This is a genomic window from Desulfofustis glycolicus DSM 9705 (assembly GCF_900130015.1).
Lineage (GTDB): Bacteria > Desulfobacterota > Desulfobulbia > Desulfobulbales > Desulfocapsaceae > Desulfofustis > Desulfofustis glycolicus.
Genome location: NZ_FQXS01000017.1, coordinates 54433 through 79852, shown reverse-complemented (window position 1 = coordinate 79852; position 25420 = coordinate 54433). Strand labels below are relative to the sequence as shown.

Here is a 25420-nt window from a genome sequence, read left to right as displayed (position 1 = left end):
TTTTCCCCGCTGGCAAGCTCAGTGTTTGAACGAACGCTGTCCGGTGAACATCATCGCCACCTTCGGTTCGGCCTGATTGCAGGCCTCGATGGTCTCGAAATCGCGCATCGAGCCGCCGGCCTGCAGGATGGCGCTGATGCCCTGGCGGATGCCGACATCGGCACCGTCCCGGAACGGAAAAAAGGCGTCGGAGATCATCACCGAGTCGGGCAGACCGGCACGGTCGGCGCGCACCTGTTCATCGATCGCCTCTTTCTCTTCGCCCGGCCGCTCGCCGCGGGCGACAGCCAGTTCGAGATCGGCATAGGACAACCGGAGGCGGTCGAAACAGATCATATCGGCATACTTGATATAGGCCTTGTGCACCGCGATCTCCGCAACCCCGACCCGGTCCTGCTCACCGGTGCCGATACCGACGGTGCAACCGTCTTTGACATAGAGCACCGAATTGGACGTGACGCCGTGTTCAATCGCCCAGCCGAAGAGCATGTCGTCGATTTCACGCTCGGTCGGCTGGCGGTCGCAGCGATAGGTCTTGCCCTGCCACTCGGCGGTGGCCGGCTTCAGGTCCATCGCCGTGCGGATGGCGTTGACAGCCGATTGCTGGACGATGATGCCGCCGTCGATAAGGCTCTTGAAATCGACGAAGCGGTAGCGCTCGAACTCGGCCAGCCGGTCGATTCGGGCCATCTTGATGACCCGCAGGTTCTTGCGCCGGCTGATGATCTCCAGGCTGCCGTCGGCAAAGTCTGGGGCGCAGACCACTTCCAGGTAGTTGTTGGCCAGCAGTTCGGCGGTATCGCGGTCGCAGGTGCGGTTGAGGACGACGGCGCCACCGAAGGCGGCGATCCGGTCGGCCCGGTTGGCTCGGTCGAATGCCTCGGCGAGAGAGGCGCCGCAGGACGCGCCGCAGGGGTTGTTATGCTTGAGGATGACCGCCGCCGGCCGCGCCATCAGGTATTTGATGATATTGAGACCGTTGTCGATATCGGTCAGGTTGATTTTCCCCGGGTGTTTGCCGACCTGCAGCATGTCTTCGGCGGTAATGGCCGAAACGAGCCCGTTGCCGGGCTCGATGAAAGAGCAGTCGCCGAGAATCAGGTTGCCGTTGACCAGTTCATAAAGGGCCGCTTCCTGGTCCGGGTTTTCGCCGTAGCGAATACCCCGTTCCTCGTAGCGTCCGTTTTCCTGGGGGATATTCCAGGTGCGCTTCCGGTAGACCAACCGCTGCTCCCCGAAGGAGATGGTCATCTCCAGCGGGAAGTGGTCGCCGAGAATAGTCGAATACATTTTTTTAATATCGCTCATGAGCTGTCTCTCCAAGTAAAACCAACGGCGTGACGGGCTGTTACCTGTCCCCCGCTCACTATCTAACGGAGTTAAGGGTTTAAACCTGTCTCCCGCACTATCCAACGGCAAGACGGGTTTCAACCTGCCTTGCACTTTCCTTCAATAAAACACCCAACCAGCCCGGCCGGTTGTGGCGCGAATTTCCATCGTTCGTCATGACCTCCCGTCGTAGGGCAGTATAAGATGATCGTCGACTACTGCCAATGACAAATCGCCGGGCCGGCAATCAACGTTTGTTGCCCCTTCCGGAGATGTACTGCAGGGGCGCAACTTCGGTTCCGGGTGCGATTGCGCAATCCCGCAGGACGCTGCCGGCGCCGATACGGCTGCCCGCGCCGATGTCGGCGTTCTCGAGGTAGACGCCGGGCTCGATCAGGCAGCCGTCGCCGAGGCTGGTTTGGCCGCAGACGGTAAGCCGTTCGGTCAGCAGACAGTCGGCGCCAACGATTGCCGTCGGCGCGACGGTGACAGAGCCCGGGTCGTGCATGGTGACCCCGGCCGCCAGCAGTTCGGTATTGCGCCGCCGCCCTATTTCCCGGTGGGCCTGCGCCAACTCAACCCGAGAATTGACACCGAGTACGTGAGCGGGGTGCGGGTGTTCATACTTCGTCACGTTAATGCCGTCGGCAACAGCGATGGCGACAATATCGGTGAGGTAGCGTTCCTGCTGGCTGTTGTCGCTGGTTACCCGGCGCAGCGCGCTGAAGAGCAATGACGATTCGACGCAGTAGAGGCCGGCGTTTATCTCGGTGATCAAGCGCTGCTCGGCGGTGGCGTCCTTTTCCTCGACGATCGCGGTGACCCGGCCGCTCCCGTCGCTGATGATCCGGCCGTAGTTGGTTGGCTCGCTCAGCCTGGTGGTCATGATGGTCAATGGCCCTCCGGCCGCCCGGTGGTGGGCGAGCATCTCCTCGAGGTGGTTAGTCAGCAGCAGCGGTGAATCGCCGCAGACGATGAGCACCGTCCCGACAAAGCCGGAAAGAAACGTCTCGGCGCAGAGCACCGCGTGACCGGTTCCGAGCTGCTCGAGTTGGGGCGCGCAGACCACCGGGTAGGATGCGACCGCGCGTTCCACCTGTTCGCGTTGGTGACCGACGATAACGATCGTTGGTTCGGGATGCAGGGGCCCGATGGCATCAAGCACGTGATGGAGCATCGGCCGAAAGAAGACCTCGTGAAGGACCTTGGCCCGGGGTGACTTCATGCGCGTGCCTTTGCCGGCGGCCAGCACGATGGCGGCGAGGGGGGATGCGGTGGTCATGGGTGGAGATCCGTGGTTATTTCTTTTTCAGGATGGCCCGCCAGCCGGTGACGGGCTGCATGATCGGCCGGAAGACGTTGCTGACCGAGCCTGCCTGCTCGGTGACGTAGAAGGCTTCATGGTCAATGGCGACGATCTTGCCGAGCAAGCTCTTCAGGTCCCGGCGCCGGCAGACGATATAGAGTTCGGTGACCGGCCCCGATTTCCCTTCGCCCATGAAGGTTGTTACCCGGTAACCTTGATTGCGCAGTGTTTCGACCAGGTTTTTCGAGTTGCTCCTGCTGATGACGCGCAGAATCAGATTGCCCAGTGCGATGCGTCGTTCGATCTTGATACCCACCGTGTTCCCGGTGGCAAAGCCGAAGGCGTAAATCACCCCATAGAGGGGCTGGGCGGCCACGGTCTGGACGATGGTCGAGACGACGGCCAGCCAGATGGCCGATTCAAAGAAACCGAGCCAGAACGCCATGGTGGTTCTGCCATGGACGATGGCGATCGTTCGCAGGGTGCCGAGCGAGACATCGATGACCCGGGCGGCAAAGATAAAGACACCGTAGATCAGGTTGGCCGGCTGCAGAAAGAAGGTGAGGTCGAACATCTGTTCCATAGGGTACGCTCAGGATGCCACCGGTGCTGCGGTGGCGAGGTAAAAGGTAATAAATTAAGTTTCTTCAGCACCGCTAAAGGATTGCTGGTCAACCGCCGGCGGCAGAATCGACGGTTTTACCACTGCCGGACACGAATTTTCATCGTTTGGCAGAGCGCTCCGAATTATACTGGACTCTGTTTGACCGAAAACCGCTCCCTAATGGACGGTTAACCGGACACCATCGTCCACCGATTCTCTATCAAACCGAATTATATGCAAACCGTCAAGAAAACCGTCTGCCCACTCGACTGTCCCGACAGCTGCGCGATGCTGGCCACAGTGAAAGATAACCGGGTGGTCTCGCTGGCCGGCGATTCGGATCATCCGTATACCCGCGGCGTCATTTGTCGCAAGATGCGCCGCTTTCCAGAGCGCCTCTCCGGGCAGGAACGCCTTCTCTACCCCCAGGTGCGGGTCGGCGCCAAAGGGGAGGGCCGATTTGCCCGGATCGGCTGGGACGAGGCCTGGCAACGCCTGGTCGAAGGTTTGCAGCACATCACCGCGAACCATGGTCCCGAGGCGATCATGCCGTTTTGTTATGCCGGCAACATGGGCATGGTCAACCGCTTTGCCGGTTTTCCTTTTTTTCACCGTCTCGGCTGCACCCGAATCCGGCAGACCATCTGCTCGGTGGCGGCGAGCGGTGCATGGAAGCTCGGCTGCGGTTCGGTCGGCGGCAGTCCGCCGGAGATTGCCGCCGAGTCCTCGCTGATAGTCGCCTGGGGGATCAATATCCGGGTGACCAACATGCACTTTTGGTCCTATGTCAGCCGGGCCCGCAAGGCCGGCGCAAAATTGTTGGTCATCGACCCCTATCGTACCGATACGGCCCGTCATGCCGACGAGTACCTGCCGGTTAAACCGGGGGGTGACAGTGGCCTGGCCCTGGGGATCTTGCGCATCCTGATCGAGCAGAAGCGGCTTGACCAGCAGTTCATCGACGAACAGACCAGCGGTTTTCGGCGACTGGCCGATTATCTGCAGTCGGTGCCGCTGGAGTACTTCGAAGAGCAGAGCGGCCTCGGGCGCCGCGACATGGAGCGGCTGGCCGGCCTGCTGGCCGAGCAGCCACGGACGTTTTTTAGGATCGGGGTCGGCCTGACCAGAAACAGTCGAGGCGGCATGGCGGTTCGGGCTATTACCGCTCTGGCCGCCGCGCTCGGGCTCTACGATGGTCAGCCGGGCCGCGGGGTGCTGCTCTTCTCCGGAGCCTTCGGCGGTGATCCGGCCGCCCTGCAACACCCGGAGCTGCTCCGCGGCGAGCCGCGCACCGTCAATATGATCCATCTCGGCCGGGCGCTGACTGCCGCCGCTCCGCCGATTCACGGTCTGATCGTCTACAACGCCAATCCGGCCAGCGTCGCTCCGGACGGGACCACGGTACGGCGGGGGCTGGCCCGCGACGATCTGTTCACCGTGGTGCATGAGCAGGTGATGACCCCCACCGCCCGTTATGCCGATCTGTTGCTTCCGGCCACCACCTTCCTGGAAAACCGCGACGTCTATCGCTCCTACGGCCATTTTTTTCTCGGCATTGCCGATCAAGTGGTTCAGCCGGCCGGCGAGACGATCAGCAATTTCGACCTCTTTCAGACCCTGGCCCGGAAAATGGGCTACGACGACCCGGTATTTAAGCAGAGTGTGGACGAGCGTATCCGGTCCTTCCTGGAAACCATCGACGAACTGGAGGGAGGTGCGCTGCCCGATGACTTCCGGGACGGCTGCACCGTCGAGTCTGTGCGCGGTCGACAGCGTGGTTCGGGATTTACCCGGACCGGAACTAGCTATCGGTTTGTCAATGATGACGATCCGGCCCTGCCGCCCCATGCCTGCCTGCTCGCCGGCAGTGAGTTCGACCATCCCGACCTGGTCAGCCGTTTCCCGCTGCAACTGATCACTCCACCCATCGATCGACTTCTCAATTCCACCTTCGGTGAACGCTATCGGCAGGAGAGCGGCACCGTGCTGATCCATCCGCTGGACGCACAGCAGCGTGGGGTCGTTGACGGTGCGACGGTGGCTGTTCATAATTTTCGCGGCCGCATCGAACGGCGGGCGGTGGTCACCGAGGCCACCCAGCCCGGACTGGTCGTTGCCGAGGGGATCTATTGGCAGGTGACGGAGCGGGCTGGTGCGATCAACGACCTGGTGTCGCAACAATGCTCGGACGTCGGCGGCGGCGCGCTGTTTCACGAAGCACGGGTCGATGTCGAGGCGATGAGTTAGACGGGCCGGCTGCCTTGTTCTCGGGGACAAGGGAGGGGCGTCTACGGCGTGTCTCCAGGGACCAGTCTTTGCTCCAGTTCGTCGTCAAAACGGATGTATTGCACGTCGATGGTGATGATACCGGCGCCGGCCGGATCGATGCCGACCACCCGGCCCGCCACCCAGATTTTCCGGCCTTGCTCCAGCGTGCGCAATTCCGGATAGTCGCTCAAACTGACCAGGCAGCGCAGGATCGTGCCGAAGCCGTTTTCATCGACATCGAGGTGGACGATGCCAAGGCCGGTTTTATCCTCCTGCAGCGAGAAGAAATAGCCGGGCCAGACGACTTGCAACGGGGGATCTTCTTCGGCCGGCAGTTCGCTGTCGAGCGGTCCGGACTCGCGCAGCGCGGCGATCAATTCGGTGGCGCTCGGTTTGAGGAAAAAAGTTGACGAACCGAGCGTTGTCGACGGTTTTTCCGGTTCTTCCCGCCCTCCGTCAGCCGGGGCGATCACTCCTTCGACGATGGTCAACTGCTCGATCGGATCGGTCGGTTTGGCGTTTTTGTTGCGGAAATAGAGTCCCGTTGCCGACAGTACCACGATGAAGAGCAGCAGCGTGGCCAGCAGGACCAGCCATTCTTTTCGTGACAGAGGTGCTTTGCGCATGTCTCGGCAATGATTATGGTTGTCGGTGCATATCGTTGATTATTCACCATTATACTTGATTTCACCCAGCAGTACAGGAGAAACAACATGGATACCTATGAAGTGTTGACCACCCGGCGTAGCGTCCGCAGCTATCGTCCCGGACCGGTTTCCGATGCGTTGATCGAGCGGTTGCTGCGGGTGGCCATGCTCGCCCCGTCGGCCGGCAACCAGCAGCCCTGGCAGTTCATCGTGGTCCGCGATCGGCAGCTTCTCGACGCGGTGCCTTCATTTCATCCCTACTGCAAGATGATCACCCAGGTGGAGGTGGCTATCATTGTCTGCGGCGATCCGGAAGGCAAAAAATGGCCCGATTTCTGGGTGCAAGACTGTAGCGCTGCGGTGCAGAATATCCTGCTTGCCGCTCGGTCTGAAGGCCTCGGCACCGTCTGGACCGGAGTCTACCCGCGCCAGGAACGAATGGCGCAGTGCCGGGAGACCTTTGCCATTCCCGAACGGGTTGTTCCCTTTGCCATTGTTCCGGTGGGCTGGCCGAGCGACGGGAGCTTCAAGACGGCCGATCGTTTCCGGCCGGAGGCCATTCACCGCGAGCGATTTGGTGCTCCTTGAACCGGTTCGGCTCGTCGTGCCGCGAATCGGCCGCGCTCGCGGAGCTGATCGATACCCATTGTCACCTCGACGTCGCGGAGTTTGTTGATGATTATCACCTGGTCCGACAGCGGGCGGCGGCAGCAGGTGTCTGTGAATTGATCCTGCCCGCCGTCGATCGGGCCGGCTGGCCGCGCCTGCTCGAGGTGTGCCGGCTGGAAAGCGGCTGCCGTCCGGCCCTCGGCCTGCACCCGCTCTACCTGCAGCGACACGGCCCTGGAGATGTGGAAGAATTGAGTCGGCGAATAGAGGCCGGCGAGGTGGTAGCGGTCGGCGAGATTGGTCTTGATTTTTGGGAGCAGCCGAGCGAGACGCTGCGGCGCCGGCAACTCGAGTTGTTCGAGGCACAACTGCGCATTGCCCGTCAGGCCAGCCTGCCGGTATTGATTCATGCCCGTAAGGCCCATGACCAGGTGTTGGCGGTCCTGCGGCGGCTGCGTTTTGGTCGTGGCGGCATTGTTCACGCCTTCAGCGGTAGTCGGCAGCAGGCCCAATGCTATATCGATCTCGGTTTCGTCATCGGGGTCGGCGGCACCATCACCTATCAGCGAGCTAACCGGGTGCGGGGAGTGGTCGCCGACCTGCCGCTCAGCGCGCTGGTGCTCGAGACCGACGCCCCCGACATTCCCCCCGCCCATCATCGACACGAGCGCAACAGTCCGGAATTTCTGCCCGAGATTTTACACTGCCTGGCCCGATTGCGAGACCAGGAACCGCGGTTGGTGGCGGCAACGACCAGCCGGACCGCCCGCACCCTGCTGCGGTTGACGTAAGTTAGTCCGCTGCCTGTTGGAGCGCTGCCGCGGTGTCGAGCATCCGGTTGGCGTAGCCCCACTCGTTGTCGAACCAGGCCAGCAGGTTGACCATGCGGCCGCCGCTGATGCTCGTATGGCTACCGTCCACCACCGCCGAGTGCGGGTCGTGGTTGAAATCGCAGGAAACGAGGGGCAACTCGGTATAGCCGAGGATGCCCGCTAAATCCTGGCGTGCCGCTTTACTGAACAGGGCATTGATCGCGGCCACCGATGGGGTTTGTTTGACCAGTGCAGTGAGTTGCATCGTTGACACGTTGAGCACCGGCACGCGAAAGGCCACGGCGGTGAAGCGTCCGGCCAGTTCGGGAAAGACCCGGTCGATACCGCGGGCCAGTTCGGTGGTGACCGGAATGATCGAGTTGCTCGAACTCCGGCTCTTGCGCAGGTCCGGATTGTGGTAGGCGTCGATAACGGGCTGGTCGTTCATCATTGAGTGCACGGTGGTAATGACGCCGCTGTCGATGCCAAACTGTTCGTCAATGATCCTGATCAGGTGGCTGATGCAGTTGGTGGTGCAGGAGGCGTTGGCGATGATCCGGTGCTGGGGCCCGAGAATCTGGTGGTTGAGACCGTAGACGATGGTCGCGTCGACGTCGGGCCGGGCCGGACAGGAGAAGATGACCCTGCCGGCTCCGGCGGTCAGGTGACGGGCGGCAATCTCCCGTTCGACAAAGCTGCCGCTGCACTCGAGTACCACATCGACGGCCAGCTCCTCCCAGGGCAGGCGGCTGAGGTCGGGCTGGTTGAGAATGCGAATCCGGTCGCCGTCGATGACCAGGAAGTCGCCATCGATGGCGACCTCCCGGCTGAAAGTGCCGTGGGTTGAGTCGAAGCGGGTCAGATGGGCGCATGACTCGATCCCGTAGCGTTCATTGATGCCGACGATCTTCATCTCTACAGACCGGCCGGATTCGTAGAGGGCTCGCAGGATGCAGCGTCCGATCCTGCCGAAACCGTTGATGGCGATATTCATAACGAGTTATTCACACTGGAGTGTTGACGAAATGAGAAGAGATCCCGCACAGGCCCGGATCTCTTCCCCGGGGTGTTTCATGCCTTCCGATATACCTGCATCGGGGCACATATTTCAATACTTGAGTTCGACACGGGGGCGCTCGGCGGTGGTTCTTGACCAAGCCCGCCAAAGGTGGCAGAGTATTTTCGTGCTGGCGGCAAATGGAAAAAGGAGGTTGTGGCGTGAAGGGTGAACACGCATTGACCGGTGTCGGTCTACTGATCATCGGCGACGAACTTTTGCTTGGTCGACGGACCGACAAACATTTCCCGTGGGCGTTGGCCTATTTTTCCGCTATCGGTGTCGATCTGAGCTGGGTCAACTACGTCGGTGACAACGAAGCACTGTTGATCGAGACGTTCCGGGCGATCCGGGCCAGGGGTGAGGTCTGCTTCTGTTTTGGCGGCATCGGCGCCACCCCCGATGACCTGACACGCCAGGCGATGGCGGCAGCGCATGAACGGGCTCTCGTCCGCCACCCCGAAGCGCTACGGATGATTGAGAATCAGTTCGGCCGCGAGGCCTATCCGAACCGGGTCCTGATGGCCGAACTGCCGGTGGGAGCCGATCTGATCCCCAATCCGTTCAATAACATTCCCGGGTTTTCTCTCGGTACCATTTTTTGTCTGCCAGGTTTTCCGGAAATGGCCTGGCCGATGCTCGAGTGGGTCGTCGCAACCCGCTTCAAGACAAGTATCGGGCCACATCACCGGTTAGCCGCAATGGCGGTAGCCGATGTCCGAGAGAGCGAGCTGATCGGCCTGTTGACGGATGTCCAGCGGCGGTTTAGCGATGTCAGGGTGTCGAGCCTGCCACGTTTTCCACAGGATGGGCGCTGGCTGGTCGAGATCGGCGTGCGCGGACCGGATGGATCGGTAGACCGGGCCATGGATTGGCTGCGAGGCGAACTGGAGAAACGGGGACTGACACCTCAAACAGCGTGATGATGAGGCGGCCCCGCTATCGATCTCCTATTGTCATGGTGTACAATCATTGGTAGATAGGTGGTCCGTGTACGGAATCGTGAAACGATAGGTGTGACCGACCATGTGCACCCCGACTGGGAGCAGAATCATCGCCTGCCGGACATCAGGGAAGGAAGAGAGCCATGTTTACCATTGACGATATTCGAGAAATTGCCATTCAGATAGAAAAAAACGGCGAACAGGCCTACCGCCGGGCCGCCGCCGCTGCCGATCAGCCGGAAATCGCCGCGTTGTTCACGCGAATGGCCGACGATGAGCGGGAGCATGCCGAGTGGTTCTCCTCGATTCGCTCAAACAGGCACCTGAGCGGCGACGAGTTGGAACTGGAGCAGATGGGCCGACGATTGCTTCAGGAGATGGTTGCCAACCAGACCTTTTCGCTGGACCAGCAGGAGTTGCGGCAGGTGCGTGACGTCGAGGATTCGCTCGAACAGTCGCGTATCTTCGAAGAAGATACCGCGCTTTTCTACGAATTCCTGCACAGCATGATCGAAGATGTTGAGGTCAAGTCGCACCTGGAAGTCATTATCGCAGAGGAGCGTCGGCACGCCGAACAAATTGCCGAACTGGCCGATAGCGATCCTGTCGGCCTCTGAGTTCAGGTATGATCCGGTCATGAAACGTCTGCCGATCTCGCTGCTCGTCATCCTCTGTTTGACACTCGGCCTGGCGCCGTTCGTTCCCGAACCGCATCTCTGGCAAAAGCTTAAAATGCTGGCCGGCGGCACGCTGACCAGGCCGGTCGACATCTTTGATCTCATGCTTCACGGTTTTCCGTTCGTCCTGCTTGCGCTCCGTCTCCTCGCCCGCGACAGCAAGGCTGTCCGCTGAAGGATTTTCCCTCATGCCGATGCGTAACCTGCTCTTTTATCTGGCCACCGTCTTGATCTGGGGATCGACCTGGATCGGTATTAAACTGCAGCTTGGCAGTGTCGCCCCGATCGTTTCGGTGGCGTACCGCTTTCTGCTGGCAGCGCTCATCCTGCTGGCCTGGTGCCGGATCAGACGCCTGCCGATGCGTTTTTCCCTGCGGGATCACGGCTTCATCTTCTTGCAGGGGGTGCTGCTTTTCGGCTGCAACTATCTGCTTTTCTATATCGCCGAACTCTATATCGCCAGCGGTCTGGCGGCAGTTATTTTCTCAACGATCGTGGTGATGAACATTCTGAACGGGGCGCTATTTCTGAAAACGCCGATCGATTCACGGGTGGTGATCGGTGCAGCCCTGGGCCTGGCCGGCATCGTGCTCGTCTTCCATCATGAGATTGCCGCTTTTTCCCTGGCCGACGAGGGGTTCCGCGGCGCCTTGATTTGCGTCGTGGCCACATTGTTCGCCTCGCTCGGCAATATCGTGTCGGCCAGAAACCAGATGAATTCGCTGCCGATTATTCAGACCAACGCCTTTGGTATGGGCTATGGTGCGCTGGTGATGGTGCTCGCCGCGCTGGCCACGTCGACACCGTTTACCTTCGACCCGTCGCCGGCCTATGTCGGTTCACTCGTCTACCTTGCCCTATTCGGTTCGGTGATTGCCTTCGGTTGTTACCTGTCCCTGATCGGTTCGATCGGTGCCGATCGAGCCGCCTATTCAACACTGCTTTTTCCGATCGTCGCGCTGACTATTTCGACGATCTGGGAGGATTATCGCTGGTCGATCGTCGCCGCTGCCGGAGTCGGCTTGATTTTGCTCGGCAACCTCTTTATCCTGCAGCGCCGGCGCCTGCCGGTCCGAAAGGGATAGCCGCGGACGGCTCAGCCGGATTCAGCCGGGTTATCGGCCGCAGCACGTCGCTTGGTCTCATAGAGGTCGACCACTTTGCCCAGCCGGGTGCCGATCTTTGCTATCGCCTGTGCCGACGGGGAGTCGGGCGCGTATTCGCAAACCGGCAGAAATGAGCGCAGCGCCCGTCCGACTGACTGGTCCTCGGGGATTTCGCCCAGATCGGGTAGATTGACGCCGAGGTATTTGGCGACCAATGTGCGCAGTTTCATCTGGTTCAGGCGGGCGTTGTTGCCGACCCGGTTGATGATCAACAGCGGATTGAAAAATTCCAGCGCCTCCCGTGCCTTGAGCCGAGCGCCCGGCTGGGTCTCTTCGGCCAGAGTAAAGACCTGATCGAGAGTCTCGAACGAGTGCTCCCGCAGCGCCGTGCCAACCTCGCTGCCGGACAGAAAACTCGACAACGCTTTGCGAATGGTGGCTAATTGCAGAAACCGGTAAAAATCCAAGATCGCCGTTGCTTCCGGGCAGGTGATGCAGACCTGGATATCGGCGGCCATGAAAAAGTCGAGCACGTGATAGTTGGCGCCGGCGCCGGTGTCTAGGATCAGAATGTCGCAGTCGATGGTCTGCAGACCGCGCAGCAATCGTTGTTTCTGCTGGTAGTTCATATTGGCGGTCTGCAGGGTGTCGCCGGTACCGACCAGCAGTTGCAGTCCGTGGACGGTATCGAGCGTTTGCAGAACCTCGTTGAGGGAGTCGCACCGTCTGGTGATAAAGTCGGTAAGCGTCCGAGGCGGCTCGAACAGGCCGAATTGAATGTGGATATCGGCGCCGCCGAGATCCAGGTCGGCCAGGCAGACGCGTCGGCCACTGCGGGCCAGCACACAGGCAAGGTTGGCGGCGATGGTCGACTTTCCGGTTCCGCCCTTGCCCGATCCGATGGAGATGATAATCGACATGATCGTTATCCGTGATGGTTCGGTTGTGTCCGGCTGTCGTTGCCTGCCGTCATGGCTTATTCCTGCTGCGTTTGCGCCGAATTTCCAGAATTCTCTGAGCCCCGGCCAGGATGGCACGCAAGCGCTGCTGCTGGCCGGCGCCGGCTGTCCACAGCACCCAGCCTTCCGGTGAGCGCAATTCCACCTTGTCGCCGGAGAGACTCAGCGTGGTATCGAGCAGCGTCTCGATATCGAGTTCCCGTTCGGCCGGTTTTGCAGCCGTGCGTTGCTGTTGCTGCCGGCAGGACGTGCACACGTCTCCATCGAGAAACTCCTGAAAATCAAGCGGTTTTTCACAGACGGCGCAGAATTTCATGAAGACGCAGGTTCCCCTTCCCCCGTTTTCCCGGCAGGAGCCGGGTCACCAACGACACCGGCAGTTGTAGCTGTATCGGGAGATTCCGGCCGATCCTTTAGTAGCCAGGCCATTCACGCAACAGATTATCGGCGTGCGGCGGCTTCCAACGGGCCCGCCCCGAACCGGGACCGATCGATGATCGGTCCCGAGAAATTAATCGCGGTAGATCATTTTCCTGGTCATGCCGCCGTCGACGACGAAGGCCTGGCCGGTGATGAAACCGGCGTCGGCGGACAGGAGGAAAGCGGTCAGTGCGCCTACATCGCGAGGTGTGCCGATTCTGCCTGCCGGGTGTTGCCGGTGTTCCTCCGGATCGGTGACCGGTTCGCACCGTACTGCTTTTTTCCGGTAGGGACCGACATCGATCCAGCCGGGGAGAATGGCGTTGACGCGAATCCGGCTGCCGAGGCTGATCGCCAGAGCATGGGTCAGTGACACGAGGCCGCCTTTGGCGGCGGAATAGGCCTCGGTGTTGGCCTCCGACTGCAGTGCCCGGGTCGAGGAAATATTGACTATGGCGCCCTGCCGTTGGCTGAGATGGGGGGCGGCATGCTTGGCGGTCAGGAAACTGCTCGTCAGGTTGGTAGTGATCATCAGCTCCCACTGGTTCAAGCTCAATTCGGTAACCGGGGTGCGTCCCGGGGAAGCAATACCGGCGTTGTTAACCAGGCCGTCGATGGCGCCGAACCGCTTGATGGCCTCGGCCAGGCACCGTTCAATCTGCGGTTCCAGGCGCACGTCCGTCGGCACCAGCAGCAGACGATCCGGCTGTGCCAGTACCTCAAGCAGTTCCTCACCCGCCTCCTGGTCGTGATCGGCGATGACCACCGAGGCGCCGGCTGCCAGCAGGGTTTCGACAATACCCCGGCCGATGCCCTGGGCGCCGCCGGTAACGACGATAATACGTTCAGTGAGATCGATCATGACGCCTCCGGAAGAAAACTGCGGGGTGGTGGTGGACAAAAGAACATTTGTCTCGGTACGTGATCGTTGTCATAGTATACCGGAGAAAAAGCAGGAATCCTCCGGACAGGTTACCGGAAAGTATCCAATGGACGCCTGCTGATTTCAATCTTTTATCCGTGGTTCCCGGCCGACCCTGCCCAACCGTCCTAAAATCTGCGGTTTTCCTGAGACAAGAGGTGTGATCGGGTTTTCGACATCGTACCGACTCGCCGCAGTCGGCCGACTCGACCCGGCCGGCAGGTCGTCGGTCAGCGCCGATGCGGAGCTCTCGCCGGCCCGGAACCGTTAACTCGAACAACTGCCGGAGGAAGAACCGGTCATGGTCGATATGAGCGAGCCGATCCTCATCGTCGAGGACGATCCCAACACCTCGGCACTGGTTGCCACCTATCTTGAAAGAGAGGGTTTTGTAACGCTGGCCGCTTATGACGGTGAGCAGGCGCTGGCGGTGGCCCGTCGACGCTCCCCCGGTTTCATTATCCTTGACGTGATGCTGCCCAAAATCGATGGGTGGGAAGTTTGCCGCGAGTTGCGCAAAACGTCCAACGTGCCGATCTTGATGTTGACCGCCAGAGAGGAGGAGCTTGATCGGGTGCTCGGGCTGTCACTCGGTGCCGACGATTATCTGGTCAAACCGTTTAGTCCCCGGGAACTGGTAGCGCGGGTCAAGGCCATTTTGCGCCGGACCGCGCCGTCAAACGCCCGGCAAAACAGAATTTTGTCCCAGGGTGGAGTGGTCCTGGATCCGGACAAATGTCGGGTAACCCGGAACGGCCAGCCGGTCAACCTGACCGCCTCGGAGTATAAGTTGTTGTTTACCCTGATGTCGGCTCCCGGGCGGGTGTTTTCCCGTGCTACCCTGCTCGACCGTTTTTACGAACACGGCGAAAGCGTGATTGAACGAGTCATTGATGTTCACATCGGCAACCTGCGGCAGAAGATTGAAACCGATCCCGCGAAACCGCAGTTGATCGAGACTGTACGTGGTTTCGGATATCGCTTTGCCGACCGGGACGAGGAATGAGCGGATGAAGAACCGGTTGCTGTGGAAACTCCTGTTGACCAATATTTTTCCGGTCATCGGAGTCAGCTTTCTGATTGTCTGGTTGGCGATCGATAAACTTGCAGCCAAGTATTTTATGGCGTTGATGGAAGTCTATGATGTCTCCCCGGACGAAATCCACCGGATGTTTCTCTCGTCGATCCATTTTTACCTGATATGGGCCGGATTAGCGGCGCTGGCGCTGGCCTTTGTGCTCAGCTATCTATTGACCTCCCGGGTACTCCGGCCCCTGTCCCAGATGACTGCGGTGACCCGGGAGGTCGCTGCCGGCGACTATTCGGCGCGGGCCGAGGTAACCACCACCGATGAGGTCGGCCAGCTCGGTCTTGCCTTCAATCGGATGGCCGACAGCCTCGAGGGGATCGAACGGTTGCGCAAGACCATGGTCGCCGATGTGGCTCATGAACTGCGGACACCGCTCACCAATCTGCGCGGTTATCTGGAGGGCCTTAACGACGGGGTTATCCCACCGACGGCGGCAACGTTTCGGATGCTGCAGCAGGAGAATCTGCGGCTGGTGCATCTGGTGGACGACCTGCAGCGGCTCGCCAGGGCCGATGCCGCACGGGCCTATTTGAAGAAGGAACAGGTCAATCTGACTGCGCTGGTCGAGCAGGTGCTCGCTCTGCATCAGCTCAATTTTCGGGAAAAAAACATCAGGGTCGAGACGGGGTTCAGTCCTGAAGAACGTTCGGTCATGGCCGATCGTGACAAGCTGTCCCAGGCCCTGCTCAATCTCACCGAGAACTGCTGGAACTATACACCAGCCGATGGCCGGGTGACGATCACCATCGACCGGGTTCACGAAGGATTCAAAGTGGACTTCGCCAACAGTGGTCCGGGCATTGCTGCCGAGGATCTCCCTTATATCTTCGAGCGATTTTTTCGCGCCGATCGTTCGCGGTCGAGAGGTCGCGGTGGTGCCGGTATCGGCCTGGCCATTACCCGGGAGTTGATCGAAGCGCACGGCGGTCGAGTCGGTGCCGAAAGCGCTCCCGGCGAAACCCACATCTGGCTGGTCATGCCCTGCTGAATCCCGGTCTTTACTTCTTTAGGGGACCTTTATTCAATCTTTACCTCTTCATTAATCGTCCTTTAAGGCCGCTGGCTAGCGTATCAACAAGAGGGATTGGCCCTCTTGCTGATACGCGAAACCAGTTATAAGGAGGCAGGACGATGAAACAGACACAGATGTTCACCCTGATTGTGGTTTTTGTTATGGGCATGCTGCTGGCAGGGCCGGGCAACGGCCTGACGGCTGATACCGGTATGAAGGAAGCCGGTGGAACGATGATGCCGAGTGAGGGCGCCATGCCGGAAGCCATGGTTGAGAAAAACACGGAGATGATGAAAGAAGAGATGGCCTCCGGGATGCCTGAGCCGATGCCCGGTGAGATGGAAAAAAAGATGGATTCCGAAGAGATGCGTCAAGGGGCTGCGGACGACATGAACAAGGAGATAGAAAGTGGGGCACAGGGCGACAAAAAAATGATGCACTGACATCGGTAAACCGGGGCCCCGGTGGCGACATCGGGGCCCCGGTAAACAAGAGGAGGTCAGCAATGAAACTTTTTGGTTTATTTATCTTTTGTGTCGTGCTCAGCGTCGTCGGCATCGTGGCAGTGAACACGATGGCAGTCCAGCAACCCGGCCAGCAGCCAGCCGTCGGGCAAAACCGGGATCTGGCCACGGCGACCTTTGCCGGCGGCTGTTTCTGGTGCATGGAGGGCCCCTTCGAACGACTCGACGGGGTGGTCTCGGTGACGTCCGGTTACAGCGGTGGCCACACTGAAAACCCCACCTACGAGAATTACGCGCGGGGCGGTCATCTTGAGGTTGTCGAGGTCAGCTACGATCCGCAAAAGATCGGCTATGAAGAATTGCTTGATGTTTATTGGCGGCAGGTAGACCCAACGGATGCCGGTGGGCAGTTCGTTGACCGGGGACATGGCTATACCACGGCGATTTTTTACCATGACGAGCGGCAGCGCCGGCTGGCCGAAGAGTCCCGGCGGGCGCTTGGTTCAAGGGGCATTTTCGACAAGCCGATCGTGACCCCGATCATGCCGGCGAAACCGTTTTACGCCGCCGAACAGTATCACCAGGACTATTACAAGGAAAACCCCCTTCGTTACAAATTTTACCGGTCGCGTTCCGGCCGTGATGATTTTCTCGATCGGGTCTGGGGAGAACAGAAAGGGAAGCAGGACATGAAAGACAAGGCGCTGAAAGAGCGGCTGTCCCCGCTACAGTATCGGGTCACCCAGCAGGACGGGACCGAGCCGCCTTTCAAGAATGACTATTGGGACAACAAACAGGCCGGGATCTATGTCGATATCGTTTCCGGCGAACCACTGTTCAGTTCCCAGGACAAGTATGATTCGGGCACCGGTTGGCCCAGTTTTACCCGACCGCTGGTTGCCGAAAATATCCTTGAAAAGAAAGATCGCCAGTTGTTTACCGTGCGCACCGAGGTGCGCAGCAAAAATGGCGATTCGCATCTTGGCCACGTTTTTGACGACGGTCCGCCGCCGACCGGGCTGCGCTATTGCATCAATTCGGCGGCGCTGCGGTTTATTCCGGCGGCACGTCTCGAAGATGAGGGCTATGCACCGTTTGCCGAGCGCTTTCAGCAGTGAAGCAGGATGAACCGGTGCGGGCAGGGAGCCGATGAGGGTACCACCTGCCGACCGTTTTTCTCAAGACGAGGCGCTGCGCTCCGGGGCAGCGTGCCTCGCCCCTGCATGAACCGCGGGCAAGCGTTACCGTCAGGCGGAAGGCGCCATTGCGGCCGGTAAACGGTCAATCCTGGCGACGCGGAGAGGCGTTTTTTGTGCGCATGCACATTTTGCAGCGGCAAACTTCATGGAAATGGTTATTATTTTGCTGGTGTGTTGCCGGTCTCGTCAATTTTGACCAAAGTCAAGGATTCCCGAACCTGTTCATGGTATCCTCAACACAATCAAAGAGGCGAAGCGCTTGCAATGGCCCGGACAGCGGACGGCAGGTGGTTTGCCGGAACCACGAGAGGAGGTGTGCATGAAAGTAATACAACTCGACGAGACGAACGAGTTTACGCCTGGAGCCATGAAACGGTTTTTTCTGGTCGAGGACTCGCCGCATTTCAAGATTATCAATTTCAACCTGGACGCCGGAGTGACCTTTCCCATTCACTCCCACGACCTCGATGGTGAGCTGTCGATCCAGGTGATTGACGGCAGCGGCTTTTTCCTGGGGGACAACGGCGTCGAACTGCCGGCGAAACAAGGTGATATTCTTGTATCTCAAATCCGGGAACCGCACGGTGTGCGCGCCGTGGAGAGGATGCGGATTGTTGTGACCATTGCCCCGCCGATCTGATCGGTAGGCTGACAGACGGTCCTGCGGTGGACGTGGTGCCCGTTGCAGGACTCTCATCATATTCATCTTCGAGGAGGAAGTACCATGGCAAAAACAGTAGTTATCGATCAGGAAGAATGCATTGGCTGCGAGGCTTGTGTCGAGACCTGCCCGAGTGTCTTCGCGTTTGATGACGATGCCGGCAAGGCGTACGTCATTGAAGGGCAAGAAACTGGGGACGATTGCGTCGATGAAGCGGTCGCGTCCTGTCCGGCCGAGTGTATAACCTACGAGTAACCGGTATGGAAGTCAGGCCGGAAGAGGCGACAGCTTTTTCCGGCCTGGTCCTTCAATCGGCGAGTTGTCGGACCTGCTCGTAACGGAAACAGTTCAGTGTGTGGTCGTTGACCATACCGACGGCCTGCATGAAGGCATAGCAGATTGTCGGACCGACGAAGCTGCAGCCCCGTTTCTGCAACGCCAGGGACAGCTTTCGAGAAGTTTCGGTCTGGTTCGGGATCTCGTCGATAGTGTGGTATCGATTCTGTTGCGGACGGTAATCGACGAATTGCCAGAGAAAACTATCCAGGCTGCCGAATTCCTCTTGTATTGCCAGTACGGCGCGGCCATTTTTTACTGCGGACTCGATTTTTCGCCGGTTGCGCACGATCCCCTCGTCGCGCAACAACGCTTCAATTTCCACCTGGCCGAAGCGGCTGACGGCTTCGATAGCAAAACCGTGGAAGGCCCGCCGGTAATGGTCCCGTTTTTTCAAGATAGTCAACCAGTTCAAACCAGCCTGGGCACCTTCCAGGACGAGCATTTCAAAAAGGATGCGGTCATCATGCCGGGGAACGCCCCACTCGAAATCGTGGTAGGCACGGTAGAGCGGGTCGTCGCCGCACCAGTTGCAGCGGGTCAGTTCCTCGTTCACTGACCGGCCGGCGATTGATCCGGGGTGAGCGGAGCGCTTTGCTGCGGCTCGCAATCGGACAGGATGGAGCAGCCGTCGTCCTGAGGAGGCAACGGTAGGTCGGACAGCGTCGATTGACCGATCCGGGTCGGCGGAGGCTGCAGCGGTTCAGCAGCGGCGCACTGTTTTCGCAGAAAATCCCTGATGGCGTTTTCCCCTCTGACGATGGTGATCCGTTCCGCTTCCCTGCTGAGCAGCACTGGTACCTCGGTGATGTCGAGTTTTTTCAGGAAATCACGGTTGATCTGCGGGCGGTAACCGCTGGTGAAGTGCACGCCGGGAAAGGTGAAGGTGGTAATGGTATCCACCGGGTTGAAGGCAATGGCACAGCGCGAACTCGTCTCCATCTCTTCGATGATCGTCTCGCAATGATTGCAGGTGGAGGAAAAGAACAGGACATACTGGTGCTCACTGTCTGCTCCCGGTTCAAAACGCGCCATGGTCCCGTTGTCGAGAGAAATCGAACGGTCGCCTGCGGCGCCGAAGTCCAGACTGGCAAAAGCCAGCATGACCGAGGAGAAGATGATGATCCCTTTGGCCAGCTGTTTCAGGCCGAGAAAGAGGTTGCACAGGGCGATCAGAGAGAGGATGGCCAGACAATAGGAACAGTAGATCTGGGCTATATCCATCTGAAACGATAACAGCACCGCCTCGGCGGCCAGGGCGGCCAGCAGCAGCAGGCTGACGAAACCCCGCCAGGTGTCCGATCCGCGCCGGGCCTGGACCAGTCCGAAGGCGACGATCAGGAAAAACCCCAGACCGGCCAGGTTGAAATAGAGCGGTTCCACGGTGGTCATGCTGTCGACGATCCGGCATCCTTCGTCGAGACAGATGCCGGAGCCCTGCAGATGGAGCAAGACCACCTGAATAGCGGTGACGATGGCGCCGGCGATGGCGAGCAGCAGACTGAGAATCATATCTTGTTGAAATGGTATACAATGGTTAACATGACCTGGACATATTAGATGCTTGAGCAATAATGTCAATATGCAAACGAGTCTGCCGCAGGTCGGCTATGCTGCCGGAGGGAATGCGGTGAGCGTCGGAGGCAGCCGTCGGAAAGACGGAACAACGTTCGGGGGACGGAGATGGTAGTCAGGATATTGCTGGCGGCATTTACCTCGCTGGTGGCGGGAGTGTGCTACGGCGCCGGATTGCTGCGGGTGATGAGCGGCCTGCTGGTCGGCTTCGGGATGCTTGCCGCCTTCTTTTTCGGCATTCTCTTCCTGCTGCCGCCCAATGACCCGACGGTGACCTTCTCCGTCGCCGGCCCCGGTGAGTCCTGGCCGTTTTTCCTGATTGGTGTCGGCCTTGTGCCGGTTATCGTCTGGCTGCTGGTGAAGCGGGGCCGGCCGGCCACCGAGGAGCCGCTCGAGGTGAAACATTGGCAGCAGTTCGGGTTCGGTTTGCTCATCTACCTCTGCAGTATCTTCCTGCCAGTCCTGTTCTGGTTTCCTTCCGACGAGATGCGCCGCACACTGCAGGCCGGGACCATTGAGTTGATGGTTTTGACCGGTGTCTGTGTGTTTCTGGCAGGAACGGCTGTGGCCCTGCTGCTGCTCTATCGGGCGAGCAAGGGGACGAGCCCGGAGAAACCGGACCTGATGAGACGACTGGTCCTGGTCGTTTTTTCCGTCGCCCATCTGGACAAGGTACCGGTGCTGGTCACCTATCTGTTGATTTATTCGGAACAGCCGGGCCAGGTCTATCCGCGGATTGCCGCACTGGCGCTGGCCGGTTATTTCCTGATCGCATGGTTCCTCGGACGGATCTGCCTCGACGCTCGCAGTTCTGCATAATCGCCCACCATCAATCTTCCTTGATTCTGCTCAGGATCCAGCCGCCGACAGCAAACAGCAGCAGGATGCTCAGCACGCCCCACCGGCTGTCGCCGGTCACCCGAGTGATCAGACCCATCAGCAGCGGTCCGGAAATGGCCGCAAACTTACCGAAGATGTTGTAGAAACCGAAAAATTCGGCGCTCTTTGCCGGTGGTATGAGCCTGCCGAAATAGCTTCGGCTCAATGCCTGAATACCGCCCATCGACGATGCGACCAGCAGGGCGATCAACCAGAACAGGGCGATCTTGCCGGCGGGGTCGGCAATAAAAGGCAGCAGAAAGGCGAGCAGGGTGATCAGGCAATAGACGGTGATACCGGCCAGCAGCGTGTTTTTCGTGCCGAAGCGTGCGGCCAGTCTGCCGAAGAGCAACGCGAAGGGAAAGGCGACCACCTGAATGACGAGCAGCACCGCGATCAGCAGGGTCACGCCGAAGCCGAGATCGCGGCCGTAGGCGGTTGACATGCTGATAATGGTACCGACCCCGTCGATAAAGAAAAAATAGGCGATCAGAAAGACAAAGGCCTGCCGGTGTTTGCGGATGTCACGCAGGGTGGTCAGCAGCCGGCGGAAACTGGAGCTGACCACCGGGTCGGCGATAGGCTCGTAGTGGCGCTGACGAAGGTCGCGCAGGGCCGGCAAGGAGAAGATCAGCCACCACAGGGCGACGACGATAAAGCCGACCCGGGCCTGCGGCGCCGGCAGCGTGTCGCCGGCAGCGCCGGCCGATAGGATCAGACCGATGACGATCAGAAACGGGATGACGCTGCCGATGTAACCGTAGGCATAGCCGCGGGAAGAGACGGCATCCATGCGGTGCAACGTGGTGACGTCGACGAGGAAGGAATCGTAGAAAATGTTGGCCCCCGCCCAGCCGACGCGGGCCAGGACAAAGAGCGTCAGGCAGAGCAGCCAGTGGCCGGAGCCGACAAAGGCCAGGGCGACTGTCAACAGCAGACCGGCCCCGAGAAATGAGGAGAAGAAGGCCTTTTTTCGGCCGCGGCTGTCAGCCAGGGCGCCGAGGACCGGGGCGAGCAGGGCCAGGATCAGCGAGGCGGCGGCGTTGGCAAATCCCCAGTAGGCGGTGGACTCTGCGGCGGGCATGCCCCGGGCGGCAATATCTTTGAAGTAGATCGGCATGATCGCGGTGATCATGACCAGCACGAAGGCGGAGTTCGCCACGTCATAGAGCACCCAGCTGCGCTCTTCCCTGGTCAGCGGCGTTGCCGAGATGGCCGGTTTGCTCATCGGATCAATGGCTCCGGAGGTATTGACGGGCGGGCGGCGATCACGATGACAGCTCCCGGCTCAACCGCGCAGCGGTAGGGAGATGATCCGCTTCATGTCGGCGGAGAGCTTGAACTGCCGGCGGGCGACCGGTTGCGGTAGTACCAGTGAGCGGTTGCCGAGCAACAGCGTGCAGCCGGCGTGAATCGTGCCGAGGACCATGATCCGGATAGCATCGATGTCGATCCCCTGGTGATAGAGTGGGCTGATCTCCTCGACCTCGTCGCGGTTGGCGCCCTTGGTGCCGCGGGAGTACAGATCGGTTCCGGGGATCAGGTTGAGCGTCAGAAGGCGCAGTTTAGTCTCGTCGATGGCCGCTTCCATGGAGCGGACCTTTTTCGATTTGGCGCTGCCGTGCATCTGCAGCCACTGGATGAGTTCGTCCTGCCTGGTCCGCAGTTCCTGCTGGGTGGCCTCGTAGAGATCGAGGCGTTCGGGGTCAATGCCGGCGCCGAGGAGCGACGGTTCGCTTTTCGATGTACCGACGGTGCCGACACTGAGGTAGCCGGCACCGATCAACGAGCCGCCCATGATCTTGCTGAGCGGGTGGCAGCGGATATCGGAGCGCGAGCGAATGTGGCTGAAGTAGGCCTGGCTGCGGACGACGACCAGGCCGCCGGCATCGATGACGCCCTGCTCGATGAACTTGATATCGAGATCGCCGCCGCTGGTGATGCGGCTCTTTTTGCCGGTGATGCCTCCCTTGATCACTGCGTTGGCCTCTGTCGTGACCGAGGCGGACATGACGCTGCCGCCGATTTTCAGATCGCCGACGCAGAACACCTTGAAACCGGGATGGATCGATCCGTTGATGGTCAGGGCACCGTTGGATTCGATGTTGCCGGTGGCAAAATCGACATCGCCGGGCACCACCTGGTGAGCGAGCACTTTGATAGTATTGTTGTTGATAACCGATAACACACCATCCTTGACGGCCCTGACCTCGTTGGTTGCCGAGGAATAGACGGCGTCTCCCTGGACGAAGACGGTGATGTCCCGGCCGTTTTTCGGTTCGATCTCCTCGCCGAGGACGTTGCTGCCGGGGCTGCCCGGCACGGCCGGCTCTTTGACGGCGATCAGCTGATCACGCTGCACGCCGACCATGATTCTGCGCTCCCGGAAGTCGATGCTGCCGTCGTCGCGCAACTGTCCGGCGATCGGTCCGATATCGATGCGGAACGACAGCGAAGCGTCGGTGCCGGGGCCGGGCGGCCGGCCTTCGGCAATAACGATTTCACTGATTTCCGGCGCCCCGGCACCGATGATCCGGCGCGCTTCGGCTAGGGCCGTATTGTCGAGTCCGCTAAGGATCCCGGCTTCGGCCAGCAGCTGCGCCAGATCCTGGTTCTGCAAACCGGGCAGACCGGGGATGGTCGGCTGAATGATCAGGATCGCGCGGAGCTTGTCGAACGAGACTCTGACCAGCGGGATAAGTGATATGGCAAGGACCGGGCGACCGCTGTTGTCCGCCAGTTCTTCAACTTTCGGGTAGCCGAAAGCGGCGGCGTGCAGGCGCAGCCCATCTGCGGAAAGTTCAGAGTGCGGGCCGACCTTGAGCGGCTGTTTTTCGTAGCCCTTGGCGGCAAATCGCTCGAAGTCGGGAAAGTCGACGAGCACCTGGCCGGGACGGACCAGTTCGGCAACAACCACCGATTCGTTGGCGCCATCGTCTTTTCCGAGCCGCTTTCGGGTGAAGTGAAAGGTTGGCTCCAGGATCTTTGCCGCCAGAATGGACACGTCCTTCGCTGTCATGACACCATCGTGGGCAACGGGGGCCGGTTGTTATGAGAGAGTTGGCGGGGGTTGGCTTCGCGACAGATCTGGTCAGACTGTAAACGACAACCTGCCGGACAGCAAGGATAAATGACCGGTTTATCAGGCGGGTGTAGATGGCCCGTCGCGCTGCGCCGGAGACCAGCAGCGCTGCCGGAGCTAGCGAGCGATACGCTTCTGCCTTGCACAAATAGGCAGGTATGGTAAAGGGACAGAGGTAACTACGGAGATTTCCCTCACTAATACGACGGATGGCGATGAGCTTTACCCCGGTAATCGGCAGATCGATAAAGAAGCAGCTCGGGGAGCGCGAGGATCTGGTCCTTTCCCCGTACGCGGCCCGTAATGCCGATTCGCGCGGCCGGCTGATCGCCGAGGCGGAAGAACTCTGCGATATCCGTTTGCCGTACCAGCGCGACCGGGACCGAATCATCCATTCCAAGACCTTTCGCCGACTCAAGCACAAGACCCAGGTCTTTCTCGCACCGATGGGTGATCACTACCGGACCCGGCTGACCCATGTGCTTGAGGTCTCGCAGATCGCCCGCACCATCGCCGCTGCGCTCTGCCTCAACGAGCCGCTCACCGAGGCGATCGCCCTCGGCCACGATCTCGGGCACACGCCGTTCGGCCATGCCGGTGAAGCGACGCTCAACGAACTGCACCCGGGCGGCTTCCGTCATTACGTGCACAGCCTGCGGGTGGTCGACTTCCTGGAAAACAAGGGCCGCGGTCTGAATCTGACCTTCGAAGTGCGCAACGGCATCATCCGCCACTCCAAGGGCAGCAACAAGGAGCTGATCCCCGCCCGCCGGACCGAGCGAGCGGTAACGTTGGAAGGCCAGGTGGTGCGGGTGGCCGATATCATCGCCTACGTCAACCATGACCTCGACGATGCCCAGCGCGCCGGCATCCTCGGCGACAACAGTGTGCCGGCAGCGATTACCCGGGTGGTCGGCGAAAAGCATTCCCGGCGCATCGGCAGTATGGTCCGTGATATCATCGTCGAGACGCTGACCGCCGACGACGGGGATCTGCATATCAGCGAGGCGATGCTCGGGGCAATTACCGCGCTGCGCTCCTTTCTCTACGATAACGTCTACCGTCACTACTGGGTACACCAGGAATTCGTCAAGGCCCAGCGAATTATCCGCGAACTCTACGGCTATTTCATGGAGAACGGGTTGGTCACGCGGGTCGGTGACGAATGGCTGGTCGACGAGCAGAGTCGTGACTGGCCAAGCGAGAAGACCGCGCATCGCCGGGTCTGCGACTACATCGCCGGCATGACCGATCGCTACGCGCTCGGTATCTACGAGTATCTCTTTCTGCCCAAGCCGTGGAGTGTCAGGTAGCGCGTTGATCATCGAACTGCGGCAGCTGGGCCCGGCCGATGGCGCTTCGGCCCGGTACGGACCGGAAAACGGTTGCTTAAATGGTGATCCGCAGGTAATCTTCCTCTCCGCCGGCGTCGATGCGACGCCGGCGGGAGAATAGCGATCCG

Annotated in this window: 28 protein-coding genes; 16 read left to right on the top strand and 12 right to left on the bottom strand. The window is 60.0% G+C overall.

Annotated features, from left to right (window positions below):
• Positions 1-18: 18 nt before the first annotated feature.
• From BUC26_RS13955 to BUC26_RS13945, 3 genes are all read right to left on the bottom strand, one after another.
• Positions 19-1308: an IMP cyclohydrolase gene (locus tag BUC26_RS13955; protein WP_073377058.1), complete on the bottom strand. Its 1290-nt coding sequence runs from the start codon at positions 1306-1308 to the stop codon at positions 19-21.
• Between the two features lie 268 nt (positions 1309-1576).
• Positions 1577-2611 (bottom strand): sugar phosphate nucleotidyltransferase, encoded by a 1035-nt coding sequence (locus BUC26_RS13950; protein ID WP_073377056.1) that lies wholly within the window; start codon positions 2609-2611, stop codon positions 1577-1579.
• A gap of 16 nt (positions 2612-2627) precedes the next feature.
• The gene (locus BUC26_RS13945; RefSeq protein ID WP_244155854.1) at positions 2628-3218 is read right to left on the bottom strand and encodes a DUF2179 domain-containing protein; all 591 of its coding nucleotides are present in this window, start codon (positions 3216-3218) and stop codon (positions 2628-2630) included.
• A gap of 255 nt (positions 3219-3473) precedes the next feature.
• On the opposite strand from BUC26_RS13945, the gene BUC26_RS13940 reads away from it, so the two are divergent.
• Complete coding sequence (locus tag BUC26_RS13940) at positions 3474-5486, top strand: molybdopterin-containing oxidoreductase family protein (RefSeq protein ID WP_073377054.1); 2013 nt, start codon at positions 3474-3476, stop codon at positions 5484-5486.
• 41 nt (positions 5487-5527) lie between these two features.
• Here the strand turns inward: BUC26_RS13940 and BUC26_RS13935 are convergent, their stop codons facing one another.
• Positions 5528-6133, bottom strand: a complete 606-nt coding sequence (locus BUC26_RS13935) for a hypothetical protein (protein WP_073377052.1) — start codon at positions 6131-6133, stop codon at positions 5528-5530.
• An 87-nt stretch (positions 6134-6220) separates the two neighbouring features.
• On the opposite strand from BUC26_RS13935, the gene BUC26_RS13930 reads away from it, so the two are divergent.
• The gene (locus tag BUC26_RS13930) at positions 6221-6742 is read left to right on the top strand and encodes a nitroreductase family protein (RefSeq protein WP_073377051.1); all 522 of its coding nucleotides are present in this window, start codon (positions 6221-6223) and stop codon (positions 6740-6742) included.
• The gene (locus BUC26_RS13925) at positions 6739-7554 is read left to right on the top strand and encodes a TatD family hydrolase (protein ID WP_208609798.1); all 816 of its coding nucleotides are present in this window, start codon (positions 6739-6741) and stop codon (positions 7552-7554) included. The genes BUC26_RS13930 and BUC26_RS13925 overlap by 4 nt, the downstream gene beginning before the upstream one ends.
• A 1-nt stretch (position 7555) precedes the next feature.
• On the opposite strand, the gene BUC26_RS13920 is transcribed toward BUC26_RS13925, so the two are convergent.
• Entirely contained in the window at positions 7556-8569 is a 1014-nt protein-coding gene (locus tag BUC26_RS13920) for a type I glyceraldehyde-3-phosphate dehydrogenase (protein WP_073377049.1), read from the bottom strand.
• A gap of 224 nt (positions 8570-8793) precedes the next feature.
• On the opposite strand from BUC26_RS13920, the gene BUC26_RS13915 reads away from it, so the two are divergent.
• The 4 genes from BUC26_RS13915 (at position 8794) to BUC26_RS13900 (ending at position 11338) form a co-directional block, all read left to right on the top strand.
• The gene (locus tag BUC26_RS13915) at positions 8794-9555 is read left to right on the top strand and encodes a competence/damage-inducible protein A (RefSeq protein ID WP_161949861.1); all 762 of its coding nucleotides are present in this window, start codon (positions 8794-8796) and stop codon (positions 9553-9555) included.
• A gap of 164 nt (positions 9556-9719) precedes the next feature.
• Positions 9720-10193, top strand: coding sequence for a ferritin family protein (locus BUC26_RS13910; protein ID WP_073377045.1), 474 nt, complete (start codon positions 9720-9722; stop codon positions 10191-10193).
• A gap of 19 nt (positions 10194-10212) precedes the next feature.
• The gene (locus BUC26_RS13905) at positions 10213-10428 is read left to right on the top strand and encodes an RND transporter (protein WP_073377044.1); all 216 of its coding nucleotides are present in this window, start codon (positions 10213-10215) and stop codon (positions 10426-10428) included.
• Between the two features lie 13 nt (positions 10429-10441).
• Positions 10442-11338: a DMT family transporter gene (locus BUC26_RS13900; RefSeq protein ID WP_073377042.1), complete on the top strand. Its 897-nt coding sequence runs from the start codon at positions 10442-10444 to the stop codon at positions 11336-11338.
• Positions 11339-11349: 11 nt separating this feature from the next.
• Here BUC26_RS13900 and BUC26_RS13895 read toward each other — a convergent pair whose 3' ends face one another.
• The 3 genes from BUC26_RS13895 to BUC26_RS13885 form a co-directional block, all read right to left on the bottom strand.
• Complete coding sequence (locus BUC26_RS13895; protein ID WP_073377040.1) at positions 11350-12279, bottom strand: MinD/ParA family ATP-binding protein; 930 nt, start codon at positions 12277-12279, stop codon at positions 11350-11352.
• Between the two features lie 49 nt (positions 12280-12328).
• Complete coding sequence (locus tag BUC26_RS13890) at positions 12329-12634, bottom strand: hypothetical protein (protein WP_073377038.1); 306 nt, start codon at positions 12632-12634, stop codon at positions 12329-12331.
• A gap of 195 nt (positions 12635-12829) precedes the next feature.
• Entirely contained in the window at positions 12830-13600 is a 771-nt protein-coding gene (locus tag BUC26_RS13885; protein ID WP_073377036.1) for a glucose 1-dehydrogenase, read from the bottom strand.
• A 361-nt stretch (positions 13601-13961) separates the two neighbouring features.
• Between BUC26_RS13885 and BUC26_RS13880 the strand changes: the two genes are divergently transcribed.
• The 6 genes from BUC26_RS13880 to BUC26_RS13855 all read left to right on the top strand — a co-directional run bounded on the left by BUC26_RS13880 (position 13962) and on the right by BUC26_RS13855 (position 18341).
• Positions 13962-14666: a response regulator gene (locus BUC26_RS13880; RefSeq protein WP_073377034.1), complete on the top strand. Its 705-nt coding sequence runs from the start codon at positions 13962-13964 to the stop codon at positions 14664-14666.
• A 4-nt stretch (positions 14667-14670) separates the two neighbouring features.
• Complete coding sequence (locus tag BUC26_RS13875) at positions 14671-15738, top strand: sensor histidine kinase (RefSeq protein WP_073377033.1); 1068 nt, start codon at positions 14671-14673, stop codon at positions 15736-15738.
• Between the two features lie 143 nt (positions 15739-15881).
• Positions 15882-16205, top strand: a complete 324-nt coding sequence (locus tag BUC26_RS13870; RefSeq protein ID WP_073377031.1) for a hypothetical protein — start codon at positions 15882-15884, stop codon at positions 16203-16205.
• Positions 16206-16267: 62 nt separating this feature from the next.
• Positions 16268-17344, top strand: a complete 1077-nt coding sequence (gene msrB, locus BUC26_RS13865) for a peptide-methionine (R)-S-oxide reductase MsrB (RefSeq protein WP_073377029.1) — start codon at positions 16268-16270, stop codon at positions 17342-17344.
• 400 nt (positions 17345-17744) lie between these two features.
• Positions 17745-18065, top strand: coding sequence for a cupin domain-containing protein (locus BUC26_RS13860; RefSeq protein ID WP_073377027.1), 321 nt, complete (start codon positions 17745-17747; stop codon positions 18063-18065).
• Positions 18066-18149: 84 nt separating this feature from the next.
• Entirely contained in the window at positions 18150-18341 is a 192-nt protein-coding gene (locus BUC26_RS13855; RefSeq protein WP_073377025.1) for a ferredoxin, read from the top strand.
• A 52-nt stretch (positions 18342-18393) separates the two neighbouring features.
• On the opposite strand, the gene BUC26_RS13850 is transcribed toward BUC26_RS13855, so the two are convergent.
• Positions 18394-18978, bottom strand: a complete 585-nt coding sequence (locus BUC26_RS13850) for a DNA-3-methyladenine glycosylase I (protein ID WP_073377024.1) — start codon at positions 18976-18978, stop codon at positions 18394-18396.
• Entirely contained in the window at positions 18975-19934 is a 960-nt protein-coding gene (locus BUC26_RS13845; protein WP_073377022.1) for a hypothetical protein, read from the bottom strand. The genes BUC26_RS13850 and BUC26_RS13845 overlap by 4 nt, the downstream gene beginning before the upstream one ends.
• A 171-nt stretch (positions 19935-20105) precedes the next feature.
• Between BUC26_RS13845 and BUC26_RS13840 the strand changes: the two genes are divergently transcribed.
• Positions 20106-20816 carry a hypothetical protein gene (locus BUC26_RS13840; RefSeq protein WP_073377020.1) on the top strand — a complete coding sequence of 237 codons (711 nt, stop codon included), beginning with the start codon at positions 20106-20108 and terminating at the stop codon, positions 20814-20816.
• 10 nt (positions 20817-20826) lie between these two features.
• On the opposite strand, the gene BUC26_RS13835 is transcribed toward BUC26_RS13840, so the two are convergent.
• Entirely contained in the window at positions 20827-22104 is a 1278-nt protein-coding gene (locus tag BUC26_RS13835) for an MFS transporter (RefSeq protein ID WP_073377019.1), read from the bottom strand.
• 60 nt (positions 22105-22164) lie between these two features.
• Positions 22165-23895: a DUF342 domain-containing protein gene (locus BUC26_RS13830; protein ID WP_073377017.1), complete on the bottom strand. Its 1731-nt coding sequence runs from the start codon at positions 23893-23895 to the stop codon at positions 22165-22167.
• A gap of 278 nt (positions 23896-24173) precedes the next feature.
• Here BUC26_RS13830 and BUC26_RS13825 point away from each other — a divergent pair, with 278 nt between their 5' ends.
• Positions 24174-25271, top strand: coding sequence for a deoxyguanosinetriphosphate triphosphohydrolase (locus tag BUC26_RS13825; protein ID WP_073377111.1), 1098 nt, complete (start codon positions 24174-24176; stop codon positions 25269-25271).
• Positions 25272-25275: 4 nt separating this feature from the next.
• On the top strand, positions 25276-25413 hold the full coding sequence (locus BUC26_RS23415) for a hypothetical protein (RefSeq protein WP_153307082.1): 138 nt from the start codon (positions 25276-25278) through the stop codon (positions 25411-25413).
• The last annotated feature ends 7 nt before the right edge of the window (positions 25414-25420 follow it).